Below are 14,356 nucleotides of genomic sequence, written 5' to 3'. Positions count from 1 at the left end.
GTCCTAGCTGGCTCCTACGGTCGTACCCATGGAGATTTTTCGCATCGACATCCCGCAGGCAGACCTCGACGACCTGCACCGCCGCCTCGACCAGACCCGCTGGCCGGACGAGCTGCCCGGCCTGGGCTGGGAGCGCGGCGTCCCGCTCGGCTACCTCAAGGAGCTGGCCGAGTACTGGCGTTCCGGGTACGACTGGCGGGCGCAGGAGGCGCGGCTGAACGAGCTGCCCCAGTTCGTCACCGATATCGACGGGGCGCGGATCCACTTCGCCCACGTACGCTCCGCCGCCGCGGACGCCACCCCGCTCATGCTGATCCACGGCTGGCCCGGCTCCATTGTGGAGTTTCTCGATGTGATCGGGCCGCTGTCCCAGGACTTCCACCTGGTGATCCCGTCGGTGCCCGGACACGGGTTCAGCGGACCGCTGCGCGAGGCCGGCTGGACCGACGGCCGGGTGGCGCGGGCGTTCACCGAGCTGATGGCGCGCCTCGGCTACGACCGGTACGGCGTGCAGGGCGGCGACATCGGCGCGTTCATCGCCCCGGAGATGGGCCGGATCGCGCCGGACAACGTCGTTGGCGTACACGTCAACGCGCTCGTCACGTTTCCCACCGACGACCCGGCCCCCTTCACGGAACGGGAGCAGGAACGCCTGGCGCTGTTCAAGCACTTCCAGGACGACCTGATGGGGTACATGCAGATCCAGGGCACCCGGCCGCAGACCCTCGCGTACGGGCTCACCGACTCGCCCATCGGGCAGCTCGCCTGGATCGTGGAGAAGTTCTACGAGTGGACCGACCCGGCCGCCAAGCTGCCCGAGGACGCGGTCGACCGGGACCGCCTGCTCACCAACGTGATGCTCTACTGGCTGACCAACACCGCTCGGTCGTCCGCGAACTCGTACTACGAGCGGTTCCACGACGCCAGCATGTGGGCGCCGAAGGCACCGTCCACCGTGCCCACCGGCGTCGCCGTCTTCACCACCGACGTGGCCATCCGCCGCTTCGCCGAGCAGACCAACACCATCACGCGCTGGACCGAGTACGAGCGCGGCGGCCACTTCGCCGCTCTCGAAGCGCCCGACACCTTCGCGGCGGACGTGCGCGCGTTCTTCGTCACAAGGGCTTTCGTCACAAGGGCTTGAGAAACTCCTCCAGCGCGGCGTTGAACTCCGCCGGCCGTTCCAGGTTGGGCATGTGGCCGGCGCCGTCGACGATGACGAGCTTCGCGCCGGGGATCCGGTCGCTCATCAGGCGAGCGTCGGACACCGGCGTGAACTCGTCGTCCGAGCCCACGACGACCAGCGCCGGCACGGCCACGGCCGGCAGCATGTCCACGTAGTCCGGGCGCTCGGCCCGACCGCTCAGCGCGGCGGCGGCACCCTCGGGGCTGGTGCTCCGCATCATCTCCAGCACGTGCTGGGCGACCTCGGGCCGCTCCCGGATGGTGGCGGGCGCGACCATTTTGGGCAGGACCTCGTCCGCGTACGGTCCCATGCCCTCGCGGAGCAGGCGCTTTGCGGTGGCCAGCCGCACCTGACGGCCCTCGTCGGTGTCCGCCTGGGCCGAAGTGTCGGCGAGGATCAGGCCGCGCAGGCGATGGGCGAAGAGCCGATGGCACTCCAGCACGATCTGGCCGCCCATGGACAGTCCACCGAGGACGAACCGCTCGACGCCCAGCCGGTCCAGGAGCGCGGCGATGTCCTTGGCGAAGACGTCCAATGTGGTCCTGCCGAGCCTGACCGGACTCTCGCCGTATCCGCGCAGGTCCGGGGCGATCACCCGCCAGCCCGACCGGCTGAGGCGCTCGACCTGGGGCCGCCACATCGAGCGGTTGAAGGGATGGCCGTGCACGAGCACGAGCGTTTCTCCGATGCCCTCATCGTCGTACATGCCCCGATGTTATGTGGTGCAATATTCGAGTGCAATGGCTATATTGCACTGATGGCAATGAAGGAGGACTACCGCCTGATCGCCGACGCCCTGGCGGATGACGTCACGGCTGGCCGGCTGCGCCCCGGCGACCGGCTGCCGCCGCAGCGCGAGTTCGCCCGCGCGCGCGGCATCGCCAGCTCCACCGCCGCCCGCGTCTACGGCGAGCTGGTGCGCCGCGGCCTGGCCGTCGGCGAGGTCGGGCGGGGCACGTTCGTCCGCGCGGCCGCGCCCCACCCGACCCGGCGCTCACCGAGCCGAGCGGTGCCGCCCGGGTCGACCTGGAGCTGAACTTCTCGGTGCTGCCCGAGCAGCCGGCCCTGCTCGCCCCGGCCCTGGAGGCGATCGTGCGGCCCGAGGCGCTCGGCGCCGCCCTGAGCCCGGTGGGCATCACCGGTCCGCCCGGTGCGCGCGAGGCGGCCTCCACGATATTGGCCCGAGGAGACTGGATACCGGATCCAAGACACATCCTCTTTGCTGGCAACGGCCGCCAAGCGGTCGCCGCCGCCATCGCCGCGCTCGTGCCGGTGGGCGAGCGGCTGGGCGTCGAGGCGCTGACCTACCCCGTGGTCAAAGGCATCGCGGCCCGGTTGGGCATCACGCTCGTACCGATCGCCATGGACGGGGCGGGCCTGATCCCCGACGCGCTGCGGGCCGCGCACCGCGCCACCCCGCTCCGCGCCGTCTACCTGCAGCCGACACTGCACAACCCGCTCGGCGTCACCATGCCGGCCCAGCGCCGCGAAGAGCTCGCCGACACCCTCCGCGCGCTCGACCTCTTCGCCGTCGAGGACGCCGTCTACGCGTTCCTCCGCGAGCTGCCGGCACCCCTCGCCGCGCTCGCCCCGGACCGCACCCTGGTCGCGGACAGCCTCTCCAAGCGCCTCTCGCCCGGCCTCACGCTCGGCTTCGTCGTACCACCCGCGGGCCCCGTCGCGGACCGGGTGGGGGCGGCGCTGCGGTCCGGCGGCTGGACCGCCCCGCGCTTCGCGCTCACCACGGCCACGCGCTGGATGTCGGACGGCACGACCGCGACCCTCGTCGAGGCCAAGCGCCGCGACGCGGCCGCGCGGCAGGAGTTGGCCCGAAAGGCCCTGCACGGGTACGCCGTACGCGCCGACCCGCACGCGTATCACTGCTGGTGGGAGCTGCCGGAGCCGTGGCGGGCGGAGACATTCGTCGCGGCCGCGGCCCGTCACGGCATCGCGGTCACTCCGGCGGCGGCGTTCACCGTGGGCCCGGGACACGCGCCGAACGCGGTGCGCCTGGCCCTCGCCGCCCCGCCCGTCGACACCCTGGCCGCGGCGCTGACGGTGCTGGCCACGCTAGCCCGAGACGAGTACACCGGCGTCGAATAGCCGCCGCACTCGCCACCCCCCGCTCCCCGATCTCCCCGATCTCCCCGTCGATCAAGGGCAAACGGTCGTTGTTTGATCTCTCTTCCACGACCGTTTGCCCTTGATCGACGCGAAAGTCCTTGATCGGCATGTCCCGCGCAACGGGGTTGGTTCGCCCGCTCGTGGTGATCATGGAGTTATCGGCGGGAGGAAGCGCTCTCCGTGCAGCTAACTTCATGATCACCAGGCGGGCTGGGTCGGCGATCCCTCAGCCTGCGGTGATCATGGAGCGGGCTTCCTAACTACGCGCTCCGACGGGCGGGTCGAGCCGAATAGCCGATCGCTACTTGGCGCCGTCTGCGAGGTCGACCAGCGCCTTGGCGGTGCGGAAGTACTTGCTGCGACCGAGGTCGCCGATGGTGTCGATGTTGAACGCCTCCTTGAGGAGCTTGGCGTCGCCCTCGCTGACGCCGGACAGCGCGGCCACCGGAGCGTCGATGAGCTCCGCGACGGACTTGTCCTCGTACGCCTTGTCGAGCAGCTTGGCCAGGTCGGCTGATACCGCCACGGTTCCTCCACATAGTTCGGTACCCGGCCGGGCGGCCGGGAGCTGATCTCACCCTACTGACGATGTCGAAAACCGGAGGTTGGATCCGCGCCCCCCGGGGCACCCGCCTCGCCGATCAAGGGCTTTGCCGTCGATCAAGGGCAAACGGCCGTGGATTGGAGATCGAAGCACGACCGTTTGCCCTTGATCGACGCCGAGAGCCCCAGGCGCGGAGCCCCAGGCGCCGAGCCCCAGGCGCGGAGAGAACCAGGCGCGGTGGGTGGGCTAGGGGCGGGTGTTGAGCCAGGTGGCGAATTGGTCGGGGTGCGGACGCCGGCGTCGAGTACGGCGGTGTAGATGTCCAGGCCGCCGACCTCGTCCGGGTAGGTCGGCAGCCGGTGCCATACGTCCTTGATCGCCAGTACGGCGTCGGTCTCCTCGTCGGTGATGCGGTCGCGGAGCGCCTCGTGCCATTCGGTGACGTTGGTGTGCGGGTCGTTGAGCCACAGCGTCAGGTCGAGCCGCCACGTCTCGCCGGCGTGGTCGACCGAGATGACCAGGTGGTAGCGCTCGTCCCGGGCCGTGCCGGTGGGCGACCGGGTCCCGCGCTCGTCGCGGTAGTCGAACCCGACGACGCCCGGGTGGTCGACGAAGCGCCGGAGCAGGCCCAGCGCGTCGCCCGGGGTGAAGCCGGGGCCGACGAGCAGCATGACGTCGAGGTCGCGCCAGCACATCAGGCCGGACACGTAGCTGCCCGTCAGCAGTGGCGCGCCGATGTCCGCGACCAGCGTGGTGAGGTCCAGGCCGGCGAGCAGCTCGTCCGCCTCGGTCTGGAGGGCCGCCTGCCGGTGCCGTAACGGATTCACACCGGGCAGGTTACCCGCCGTGGTGATGCGGTTGGATGCCCTCGTAGCGCAGGTGCAGTGCCATCCCCAGGTCGGCGTGGTTGAGGTTGTGGCAGTGGTTCATCCACTCGCCCGGGTTGGTGGCGCGGAAGGCGACCCGCCACACCTCGCCCGGCCGTACGTCGAAGGTGTCCAGCCACAGTGGACTGCCGGTCACCGGCTCACCGTCGCGGGACAGGACGAGCACCCGGTGCCCGTGCAGGTGCCACGGATGGGTGGCGAACGCGCGGTTGACCACTGTCATCTCGACGAGGTCGTTTTCGCGTACGACCTGGGTCGGCACCGAGGGGAAGGCGCGCCCGTTGACGGTGTGGGCGTACCGGGGCCGGCCGTCGACCATCGCGATGCCGCGGTCCAGTACGAGCGTGAACCGGCGGTCGAACCGGCTGTCCGGGCCGAACGGGGTCGGTGCCGGCGTGCCGTACCGGGTGATGTCGAGTTCGGGCCAGTCCGCGGTGTCCACAGTCGACACGCCACCGAGAAACAGTCCGTCGGCCCCGTCGACCCGCAGCGCCACCGGCGTCGACGGCATGGTGAACGACAGGTCGTACCGGCCACCCGCGGGTAGTCGTAGACCGACCGAGGTCAACTCGCCGGGGCCGTTGAGGTCGTTGCCGTCGATGGCCACCAGGCGGTACGGCGTGCCGGCGAGCGTGAACCGATGTGGCGTGCTGTCGGTGTTGACGAGGCGGAGGCGCACCGGCGTACCGGCGGGCACCGGGCGTGTCGGTGGCTGGTCGTCGGTGCCGATCACGGTGGTGCCGCCGAAAGTGTGCACCGGGAGGGTCACGTCAAAGTCGGCGGAGCCGCCAACGACCAGCATCCCGTACAGGCCCATCTTGACGCCCACGTCGGACGCCTGGTGGGTGTGGTACCAGTACGTGCCGACCGGGTCGGCGCGGAAGCGGTACACGAACGTCCCGCCGGGTGGCACCGCCTCCTGGGTGACGCCCGGCGCGCCGTCCTCGCCGTTCGGGACGTCGTATCCGTGCCAGTGGATGGTCACGCCGCGTTCGATGTCGGCGTTGTGCAGGGTCACCTCGATCAGATCGCCCTTCGCCGCCGTGATGGGCGGTCCGGGGACCTGGCCGTTGTATCCCCATGCTTCGACCGTCTTTCCGGACGCGAGCGTGATGGTGGTTTTCCGCGCGGTGAGCGTGAACCGCCGTACCTGCCCGCCGCGTGCGGGAGTATCCGGGCCGCGGGGCAGGGCGACGGCGTGCGTGGAGACCGTGCCGGCGTCGGGATCGGCCCCCGATACTATTCCGACCCCGACGCCGGCCAGTCCCATGGCGAGCACCGGTGCGAACGTCCACAACGGAGGCCCAGAACCGGCCACCCGCCACGTCACCAAGGCCGCCGCGCCCACCAGGGCCACGGTCACGAGGGCGTCGCTCCACGTCGCCGCGTACCCGATGAAGAGGGGGAAGAGCAGGCCGGCCGCGGCGGCGTACCCGGTGGTGAGCAGCGGGACCACGACGGCGGGCGATGCTTTTCCGCGCCGCAGACGGGGGCCGGCGATCGCGGCGGCGAGCAGCCCGGCGGCGGCCAGGAGCGGCACGGTCAGCACGAGCTTGTCCTGCGCGAACCACCATCCGCCGGTGGCGAGCGCGACGGCCGTGCCGATCCGCGCGAGAGTGACCACGACGGCGGCGGCCAGGAGGGCGAGGGCGAGCCGCGCGCGGCGAGCGGCCGCCGCCACGCCCGCGCCCAGCCACGCGGCCGCCGCGAGCAGGGTGACCAGCAGGTCGAGGGCGATGAGCTGGGCAGTGGTCATGACGGCCGGGGTGCGGCGAACGCCATGGCCCGGCGCAGCACGGTCGCCGCGGCGCCCATCACCAGAAGCGCGTTGACGGCGTGCAGGCCGAAGATGACGAGCGACGCCGCATTGGTGCTTTCCTCGGCGCCGCCGGTGAGCGCGTCCCCGACGACGACGATGATTATTTGGACGACGACGAGGCCGAGCGGGGCCAGGGTGAGGCCGATCAGCTTGCCCGGCGCGCGGGCGATCGCGGCGGCGATGGTCGCCAGCACGGACAGGACCGGAATGACGAGCGTGCCGGTGATGCTGTGGAGCGCGAACGAGTCGTCGTCCTGCGGCCGGTCGAACGCGCCAACGGCGGCGAAGTAGAACTGCGCCAGGATGGCGAGGAGCACGAGACCGGACAGGCCAACGTAGATCCTGCGCATGGAAACCCCTTCAAAGGATGGATCGATCCTTCGCTCCGGGGAGGGCCGAGTCGTCCGTTGAAAAGCGACAGGCGCGTACGCAGGCTGACGTACGCGCCTACGTCGCTGGACGGAGTCGGCGGCCCGGACCAGCGGATACGATCGCGCCATGGCCGCCCTTCCTTTCCGGCTGCGCCTGCCGGTGTGGGCGCAGGATCTGCTGATCGGTGTTTTCGTCGCGGCGATGCAGGTGCAGGGCACCCGGTCGATCACCACCGACGAGGACCTCGCCCAGCTGAGCCAGGTGGGCGTCTACACGCACGCCGTGCTGTTGGTTGTCGGCGGCCTGAGCCTCACGGTGCGGCGGCGCTGGCCGGTGCCGGTGTTCGCGCTGGAGGCGCTGGCCAGCATCGTGTACTACGGGTCCGGCTACCCGGACGGGCCGAACTGGATCGGCGTCTTCGTCGCCCTCTACACGGTCACCGCGTACGGCGACGGGCGCCGATCGTCGTACATCGCGCTGGGCGGGATCGGCGTGCTGATCGCCGGCTGGCTGGTCGCGGCCGGGATTCACCCGCCGAACGACGTGGGCTGGCTGGCGTTCCGGATCGGCACGGCCATCATGGCGGCGGTGCTGGGGGAGTCGGTGCGGATGCGCCGGGTGATCGCCGCGGAGGCCCTGGAGCGGGCCGAGCGCGCCGAGCGCACCAAGGACGAGGAGGCGCGCCGCCGGGTGGACGCGGAACGGCTGCACATCGCCCGTGAGGTGCACGACACGGTCGCGCACGCCATCTCGGTGATCAATGTCCAGGCCGGGGTCACCGCCCACGTCCTGGACCGGCGCCCGCAACAGGTGAAGGAGACGCTGCTCACGATCGAGCAGACCAGCGCGCGGGCGCTTCGCGAACTGCGCGCCACGCTGGGCGTACTCCGGGAATCCGACGACGGCCGCGCGCCGATCCCGGGCCTGGACCGGGTCGAGGAGCTGGCGAGCGTCGCGCGCGAGGCCGGCTTGGACGTCAAGGTCGACGTGCCGGCGCCGCCCCGGGAAGTGCCCGGCGCGGTCGACCGGGCGGCGTACCGGATCGTCCAGGAGTCGATCACGAACGTGATCCGGCACGCCGGGCCGGCGCGGGTCACCGTCGCGGTCGCCTACCAGCCGGATGACCTGCGGATCCGGGTCACCGACACCGGCCGCGGCGGCGACTGCGCGGGCGCCGCCGGCCGCGGCATCGCCGGCATGCGGGAGCGCTGCGCCCTCCTCGGCGGGGAGCTGGCGGCCGGTCCGCGGTCCGGTGGCGGCTTCGAGGTGTACGCGCGGCTGCCGCTCCCCGCCGCGGCGGGTGAGCCGTGAGCGGGATCAGGGTGCTGGTCGCCGACGACCAGGTGCTCGTGCGCAGCGGCTTCACGATGCTGCTCGACCTCGAAGACGACATCGAGGTCGTGGGGGAGGCGGCCAACGGCGCCGAGGCGGTGACGCTCGCCCGCGCCCACCGTCCCGACGTGGTGCTGATGGACATCCGCATGCCGGTGCTGGACGGCATCAAGGCCACCCGCGAGATCGCCCGCACGCCGGGGCTGGAGCGGGTCCGGGTGCTCATCCTGACCACTTACGACACCGACGAGTACGTCTTCGAGGCGCTCGATTCGGGGGCGAGCGGGTTCCTGCTCAAGGACAGCGGGCCGGCCGAGCTGCTGCACGCCGTGCGGGTGGTGGCGGCTGGGGAGGCACTGCTGGCGCCGCGGATCACCCGGCGGCTGATCGGGCAGTTCACCGCCGCGCGTACGGCCCAGCACGTGGCCGACGACCGGCTGGCCGTGCTCACCCAGCGTGAGCGCGAGGTGCTCGCCCTGGTCGGCCAGGGGCTGAGCAACGAGGAGATCGCCACGGAGCTGACGCTCAGCCCCGCCACGGCCCGCACCCACGTCAGCCGTGCCATGGTGAAGCTGGGGGCCCGGGACCGGGCCCAGCTGGTCGTCATCGCATTCCAGACGGGGTTGGTACGAGCGTGAACTTCGACGCCCTCATCCGCGAGCTGGCGCCGCAGGTGCTGGCGATCCTGGTCCGCCGCTACGGGCAGTTCGACGCGTGCGAGGACGCGGTGCAGGAGGCGCTGCTGGCCGCGGCGGTCCAGTGGCCGGCCGACGGCATGCCGGACAACCCGCGGGCCTGGCTGGTCACGGTCGCCGCGCGCCGGCTGACCGACCAGTTCCGCAGCGAACACGCGCGCCGCCGCCGCGAGGAGTCGGCCGCCACCATGGCGCCGGCGGACGAGCTGGTCGCGCCGGGCGCGGACGACGACCGTGACCCGGACCGCGACGACACGCTCACCCTGCTCTTCCTGTGCTGCCACCCGGCCCTGACCGGGCCCTCGCAGGTCGCGCTCACGCTCCGTGCGGTCGGCGGCCTCAGCACGGCCGAGATCGCCCGTGCCTTCCTGGTGCCTGAGGCCACCATGGCCCAGCGGGTCAGCCGGGCCAAGCAGCGGATCAAGGCCGCCGGCTCCGGCTTCCAGATGCCGCCGCCGGGGAACGCGAGGAGCGGCTGCGCGTGGTGCTGCACGTGCTCTATCTGATCTTCAACGAGGGCTACACCGCCACGTCCGGCGCCTCGCTGCACCGGGTCGAGCTGTCCAGCGAGGCGATCCGGCTGGCCCGCGCGGTCCACCGGCTGCTCCCCGAGGACGGCGAGGTCGCCGGCCTGCTCGCGCTGATGCTGCTCACCGACGCCCGCCGGCCCGCCCGTACCGGCCCGAGCGGCGAGCTGATCCCGCTCGAAGAGCAGGACCGCGGCCGCTGGACCGCCGAGTTCATCAAGGAGGGCGTCGCCCTGGTCACGCGTACGCTGGCCCGGTCGCCGCTCGGGCCGTACCAGCTGCAGGCCGCCATCGCCGCCGTGCACGACGAGGCGCCGAGCACCGAGGCCACCGACTGGCCGCAGATCCTCGCCCTGTACGACCTGCTCGAACGCGTCGCCGCCAACCCGGTGGTGACGCTGAACAAGGCGGTCGCGGTGGCGATGGTGCACGGCCCGCGCGCCGGCCTCGACGCGCTGGCGGTCCTCGACGCCGACGACCGGATGGCCGAGCACCACCGCCTGGACGCCGTCCGCGCCCACCTGCTGGAACTCGCCGGCGCCCGCGTGCAGGCCCGCGCCGCGTACGAGCTGGCCGCGCGCCGGACCACGAGCCTGCCGGAGCAGCGCTACCTGGAGTCCCGGGCTACGCGGCTCAACTAGGCCCACCTATACCGCAAGTACCGGCCCACCGCACCCGTCTCTGGAACTACCCAGCCGGAACATCGACCGGAAAGCATGATGGGATCCGTGGTCTTTGCTGCGATAATGCATCACGAAGCCTCGCATTCTAAATGCCCCCGGAATGCTCGGAGCGAAAAAGGTGATCAGCCGATATGGCCGATGATGAGTTGCGCGGACAGTCGACCGGCGACGCCCAGACATTGCAGACCCGAATACTGGGGGCGGTTAATCTGGAAAATGATGCCATCCATCAGCGGGTCGTGGCGCGGGCGCTGGGCAATGCTCTTGTCGTGGTGGTTCAGGAGTACTTGGAGGGCAATTCCAGCCCAGAGGATGTCGAGCTTTTTTTCGAGGTGCACGGCCACGAGCCGACTGACGTCGACGTCTGGCCGGCAGAGATTCTTGCCGATCTTGGCCGCCAGATCCCTGCCGACGCGCGGCGGGATATCCGCGACCGGGCGCTCGAAGCCGCTCTACAGTACGTCCGGTCCTCGTCACCGCTCGCATGGGGATGAGCGAGGAGCTGACCCGGGGTCGGCATCCGCGTGGGCGAGGTGCGTCTCGTCAGTAAGCTAGTTTCTCGTGACCGTCACATTTGCTGACCTGACCACGATGCGCGTGGGCGGACCGATCGGCCGGCTCATGGTCGCCGAGACGAGTGCGCAGGCGGTCGAGGCCGCGCGCGAGGCGGACGCCGCTGGTGATCCGCTGCTGGTCATGGGCGGCGGCTCCAACCTCGTCGTGGGCGACACCGGGTGGGAGGGCACGGTCATCAGGATGGCGTCGGGGGAGTTCGACGTCGCCGGGGATCGGGTCGTGGCCGCCGCTGGCGTCGACTGGGATCGGCTTGTCCGCGCCAGCATCGAGGCAGGGCTCGCTGGGCTGGAAGCCTTGTCCGGCATCCCTGGGTCGGTCGGCGGCACCCCCGTTCAGAACGTGGGTGCGTTCGGCACGCTCACCTCTGATCTGCTCGAGTCCATTTCCGTGTACGACCGGGAGACGCGCACCGTCGACCGCTGGACCCCGGACCGCTGCGGGTTCGGCAGCCACCGGCAGTCGGTCTTCAAGCACAGCGACCGGTGGCTGGTCCTGGAGGTGACGTTCCGCCTGCGGCGTGGCAGCCAGTCAAAACCCATCGAGTACGCGGAACTGGCGCACAAGCTCGGCATCGAAGTCGCCGGTACCGCTCCGGTCACGGACGTACGCGAGGCCGTCATGGCGCTTCGCCGAAACAAGCGCATGGTGCTTGATCCCGACGATCACGACACCTGGAGCGTGGGATCGTTCTTCATCAACCCGGTGCTTGCCGAGGTCCCGGTCCGGGCCAGCGAGTGCCCTCAGTACTTCGACATCAAGGGCACGAAGCTGTCGGCTGGGTGGCTCATCCACCGCGCGGGGTTCCCGCCCGGGTACGGCACACAGTGGGGCAACGGCGCGGTGGCGCTTTCCAGCCGCCACGCCCTCGCGGTGACCAACCGGGGCGGGGCGACGACGGCCGACATCATGAAGTTCGCCGCGCACATCCGGGAAGGCGTCGAGGCGTGCTTCGACATCCGGCTGGGGCCGGAGTGCGACCTGGTCAACTGCTCCTTCTAGGCGGTGGGGCCGTCACCAGGGGACCGTCGCGCGGATGCGCGTGCTGGGCGACACGATGTCGCTCAGCGAGATCCGGGCCGGCCTCCGCTTGCGGGGGTTGGCATAGTCGGCTAGCCATGCGCGGTAGCGGCCGTTGCTTTCCTCCTCGAGCCTCCGGCGGACCACATCGACCTGGATGACATCGAGTATCCCGGTGTCGTATCCGTTCTCGGTCAGAAAGCGGCCGCACGCGTCGAGATCAAGGGTGCCAGCGGGCCGCAGGTGCTCGGGGGTGGCCGGGTGGATCCCCTCGGCTCCCTTGGCCGGGTGGTCGAGGTCGTCCTGGAGAAACGCGTAGTGCAGGGCGATCCGGGTCAGGTCCGCGAAGTTCAGCGCGCTGAGGCGCCTGAGCGTCAACATCTCCCGGAACTGGGCCGGGACACTGGGTATCAGCGCCCGAACGTCTGCGGGCGAGGTGCTGCTGTCCGGGCAGGCCAGGTGCATCGTGGCCCACAGCAGGAGCGTACGCATGCCCATCGCCACGGTCTGCGCCTCTGACGTCGCCGGGAAGTTTATGTCTTTGTCCTTGATGAGCCCGGTGCGCTTCACGTCGCGGATGTCGTGCAGTCGGGCCACCGCGAGGTTGACGTACTCGTAGGACGTCGTGGCCAGACCACGTATGTATCCCGCGTGGCGTTCGCGCTCTGCCTTCGTGGCGTCGCCGAGCGGCATGATGAGCTCGGTCTCGGTGCTCCGGATGAAGACGCCACCGGCCTGGAGCAGCGAGAGCTGAAGTCCGGTCAGCGCCGCGACGACACGGCTGACGTCACCGACTCCGTCGTGCAGCGCGTTGTCGTACGCCTGGTTTCCATAGATCACCGCCTCATGTGCGGCGCGCTGGGCGACGGCGAAGTTCGCGTGCTTGCTGTCCGCGAGCGGTCGGGCCCGGAGGATGCGGCTGACCGCACCCGCCAAGGCCGCCGCCTGCTTGCTCGGCCCCACCCGCCGAAGTTCCTGCTGCACCGCCTCGTTCACGTCGCGGATGGCGTGCGGCTTCTGTTCATTCGCCACGACCCAGCCGAGCTCGGCGAACGAGCCCGCCACCGTCACGCTCGCGGCCGCCTCGGGACTTCTGGCCAGCGCCCGGCCGCTGGCGCGGAAGAGCTCCCACCGGGCGTCGGCCGGGGTCAGATCGGGGTCCTGCGCGCCGCCGTCACCTGTGGTCAGGGCGGTGACGGCGGCGGGTAGCTCGTCCGCGAGTTCGGTGAGGATCCGGTCCGCGCTGCGGTGGTCTCCACTGAGGTAGCTCTGGGCTTGGGCAACCAGCCGGCCGATGTCGTCCCAACTGGCTGCGGAGTCGGCCCGGCCCGAGGCGGGCGTGCCGATCCGATTGGCGGCCGCCAGCTTGGTCAGCACCTCGTGCAGGTAGGTGGCGGAGGTCCCCGGGTCTACCGCCCTTTTCGCTCGGGGTGGAAGGTCCTGTCGAAGCCGGCGCTGGAATTCCTGCATCCATCGACCGGCCGCGTGCCGTTCCATGGCTTGGGCGACCGTCCACACGATGTCGATGATCTTGTCAACGACGCGCACCGGTGGCTGTACATCGTCGCTGAGATCCGCGATCGCCAGTTCGAACAGGATCGAGAGGCGCCGGGCCGCCGGTCCGTCCCCATGCGAATCCGGCGGTGTGGCTGCCACGCCGAGGCGCAGGGCCCGCGCGTTCTCGACGAACACGCGAAACGCGGTCTGCAGGTCGGCGTGCTGGAGGTCTGGCTCCACTTGACCGTCCGCAGCCGGAGCGTGGTGCACGCCATGGTCGACGGACAGGCGCCGCAGCTCGTGCATTTCGGGTGGTTCCGACCACTGGCGGCAAACCACCGCTGCCAGGGCGCGCACGGACTCGTCGGCTTCGTCGACGGGGTCCAGGTGGAGGCCGACGTAGTGGCCAACCACGGCGCCGACCGCGAGCACGAAGGCCAGCCTGGTCACCTCGACGGTCGGCGTCGGCTCCGAACCGGTGGCGTGTCCGTCGAAGAGCTGGGCTTCCCGGGCGATGTCGGGGGTCAGCAACCGGCGCATGTCGTGCTCCAGGTGGCTGCGTTTGGGCTGACCCCAGGGGACACCCGCGTTGAGGAGCACGTCGACGCCCCGGTTGACAAGACCGCCTGCGGCCCCGTCCGGGCGTAGGTCGGCGGCCTCGAGGTATGCGTAGCTGACCGACGAGGGCGCCGCGGACCGGTCTGTGTGCCACCCCGTGGCGCCGGCCAGGTGTGGCCGCGGCTCGATACGCCGAGGCGAGCCCGCGGAACGCCAGCGTTCAACCGCCTCTGGATCGGTGGCCAGCCCCCAGGAAACGAGAAAGACTCTCAGGTCGGAATCCGCCGAGTAGGGCGTAGACCGTGGCCGCTCCCGGGGTCGCAGCCATTCGTTGATCCTTTCGCGCAGTTCGGGCGCCCGGCATAGGCGGGATTCGCCATCGAGCAGATATCCGCCAATCGCATTCATTGCGACGTCGTCGGCCCCGCGGCGGATCAGATTTCCCGTCCTGCCGTCGAGCACGGCCGCCCATAGCCGCAGCGCTCCGGAGAGTACGTCCACACGACGTGCCTCGGCGCCGCCTACCATGAGGGCCTCCT

The 14,356-nt window shown here is 70.8% G+C and carries 13 protein-coding genes and 1 pseudogene; 8 read left to right on the top strand and 6 right to left on the bottom strand.

Annotation, left to right across the window (positions count from 1 at the left end):
* The first annotated feature begins 28 nt into the window (after positions 1–28).
* Positions 29–1,144, top strand: a complete 1,116-nt coding sequence (locus Prum_RS14360; RefSeq protein ID WP_173077042.1) for an epoxide hydrolase family protein — start codon at positions 29–31, stop codon at positions 1,142–1,144.
* Here the strand turns inward: Prum_RS14360 and Prum_RS14355 are convergent.
* Positions 1,131–1,892, bottom strand: coding sequence for an alpha/beta fold hydrolase (locus tag Prum_RS14355; protein WP_173077041.1), 762 nt, complete (start codon positions 1,890–1,892; stop codon positions 1,131–1,133). The two genes, Prum_RS14360 and Prum_RS14355, sit on opposite strands and share 14 nt — an antisense overlap.
* Positions 1,893–1,943: 51 nt before the next feature.
* Here Prum_RS14355 and Prum_RS49525 point away from each other — a divergent pair, with 51 nt between their 5' ends.
* Together Prum_RS49525 and Prum_RS14350 are read left to right on the top strand one after the other, a co-directional pair.
* Complete coding sequence (locus tag Prum_RS49525; RefSeq protein WP_218577245.1) at positions 1,944–2,222, top strand: GntR family transcriptional regulator; 279 nt, start codon at positions 1,944–1,946, stop codon at positions 2,220–2,222.
* Positions 2,223–2,230: 8 nt separating this feature from the next.
* Positions 2,231–3,289 (top strand): aminotransferase-like domain-containing protein, encoded by a 1,059-nt coding sequence (locus Prum_RS14350; RefSeq protein ID WP_218577244.1) that lies wholly within the window; start codon positions 2,231–2,233, stop codon positions 3,287–3,289.
* 322 nt (positions 3,290–3,611) lie between these two features.
* Here Prum_RS14350 and Prum_RS14345 read toward each other — a convergent pair whose 3' ends face one another.
* From Prum_RS14345 to Prum_RS14330, 4 genes are all read right to left on the bottom strand, one after another.
* A complete protein-coding gene (locus Prum_RS14345; protein WP_173077040.1) occupies positions 3,612–3,836 on the bottom strand; it encodes a hypothetical protein in 225 nt (74 codons plus the stop codon).
* Between the two features lie 134 nt (positions 3,837–3,970).
* A complete protein-coding gene (locus tag Prum_RS14340; protein WP_173077039.1) occupies positions 3,971–4,681 on the bottom strand; it encodes a hypothetical protein in 711 nt (236 codons plus the stop codon).
* Between the two features lie 10 nt (positions 4,682–4,691).
* Positions 4,692–6,497, bottom strand: a complete 1,806-nt coding sequence (locus Prum_RS14335; RefSeq protein WP_173077038.1) for a multicopper oxidase family protein — start codon at positions 6,495–6,497, stop codon at positions 4,692–4,694.
* On the bottom strand, positions 6,494–6,910 hold the full coding sequence (locus Prum_RS14330) for a DUF6220 domain-containing protein (RefSeq protein WP_173077037.1): 417 nt from the start codon (positions 6,908–6,910) through the stop codon (positions 6,494–6,496). Before Prum_RS14330 ends, Prum_RS14335 begins: the two co-directional genes overlap by 4 nt.
* Before the next feature lie 148 nt (positions 6,911–7,058).
* On the opposite strand from Prum_RS14330, the gene Prum_RS14325 reads away from it, so the two are divergent.
* The 5 genes and pseudogenes from Prum_RS14325 to Prum_RS14305 all read left to right on the top strand — a co-directional run bounded on the left by Prum_RS14325 (position 7,059) and on the right by Prum_RS14305 (position 11,744).
* The gene (locus tag Prum_RS14325) at positions 7,059–8,243 is read left to right on the top strand and encodes a sensor histidine kinase (RefSeq protein ID WP_173077036.1); all 1,185 of its coding nucleotides are present in this window, start codon (positions 7,059–7,061) and stop codon (positions 8,241–8,243) included.
* The gene (locus Prum_RS14320; RefSeq protein ID WP_173077035.1) at positions 8,240–8,902 is read left to right on the top strand and encodes a response regulator transcription factor; all 663 of its coding nucleotides are present in this window, start codon (positions 8,240–8,242) and stop codon (positions 8,900–8,902) included. The genes Prum_RS14325 and Prum_RS14320 overlap by 4 nt, the downstream gene beginning before the upstream one ends.
* Positions 8,899–10,127 (top strand): annotated as a pseudogene (locus Prum_RS14315) (RNA polymerase sigma factor). The gene Prum_RS14320 and the pseudogene Prum_RS14315 overlap by 4 nt, the downstream one beginning before the upstream one ends.
* A 173-nt stretch (positions 10,128–10,300) precedes the next feature.
* On the top strand, positions 10,301–10,663 hold the full coding sequence (locus Prum_RS14310; protein WP_173077034.1) for a hypothetical protein: 363 nt from the start codon (positions 10,301–10,303) through the stop codon (positions 10,661–10,663).
* A 67-nt stretch (positions 10,664–10,730) separates the two neighbouring features.
* The gene (locus tag Prum_RS14305) at positions 10,731–11,744 is read left to right on the top strand and encodes a UDP-N-acetylmuramate dehydrogenase (protein ID WP_173077033.1); all 1,014 of its coding nucleotides are present in this window, start codon (positions 10,731–10,733) and stop codon (positions 11,742–11,744) included.
* A gap of 12 nt (positions 11,745–11,756) precedes the next feature.
* Here the strand turns inward: Prum_RS14305 and Prum_RS14300 are convergent, their stop codons facing one another.
* Complete coding sequence (locus tag Prum_RS14300) at positions 11,757–13,859, bottom strand: hypothetical protein (RefSeq protein ID WP_173077032.1); 2,103 nt, start codon at positions 13,857–13,859, stop codon at positions 11,757–11,759.
* Positions 13,860–14,356 lie beyond the last annotated feature (497 nt).

Source organism: Phytohabitans rumicis, from assembly GCF_011764445.1.
GTDB classification, from domain to species: Bacteria; Actinomycetota; Actinomycetes; order Mycobacteriales; family Micromonosporaceae; genus Phytohabitans; species Phytohabitans rumicis.
Note: the sequence above shows the minus strand (reverse complement) of the source record. Positions and strands in the feature narration are given on the sequence as shown.

What these genes read in the sequence shown, in the direction of transcription:
- Prum_RS14360 (WP_173077042.1), top strand. Translation starts at nt 29, where the DNA reads ATGGAGATTTTTCGCATCGACATCCCGCAGGCAGACCTCGACGACCTG.
- Prum_RS14355 (WP_173077041.1), bottom strand. Translation starts at nt 1,892, where the DNA reads ATGTACGACGATGAGGGCATCGGAGAAACGCTCGTGCTCGTGCACGGC.
- Prum_RS49525 (WP_218577245.1), top strand. Translation starts at nt 1,944, where the DNA reads ATGGCAATGAAGGAGGACTACCGCCTGATCGCCGACGCCCTGGCGGAT.
- Prum_RS14335 (WP_173077038.1), bottom strand. Translation starts at nt 6,497, where the DNA reads ATGACCACTGCCCAGCTCATCGCCCTCGACCTGCTGGTCACCCTGCTC.
- Prum_RS14330 (WP_173077037.1), bottom strand. Translation starts at nt 6,910, where the DNA reads ATGCGCAGGATCTACGTTGGCCTGTCCGGTCTCGTGCTCCTCGCCATC.
- Prum_RS14325 (WP_173077036.1), top strand. Translation starts at nt 7,059, where the DNA reads ATGGCCGCCCTTCCTTTCCGGCTGCGCCTGCCGGTGTGGGCGCAGGAT.
- Prum_RS14310 (WP_173077034.1), top strand. Translation starts at nt 10,301, where the DNA reads ATGGCCGATGATGAGTTGCGCGGACAGTCGACCGGCGACGCCCAGACA.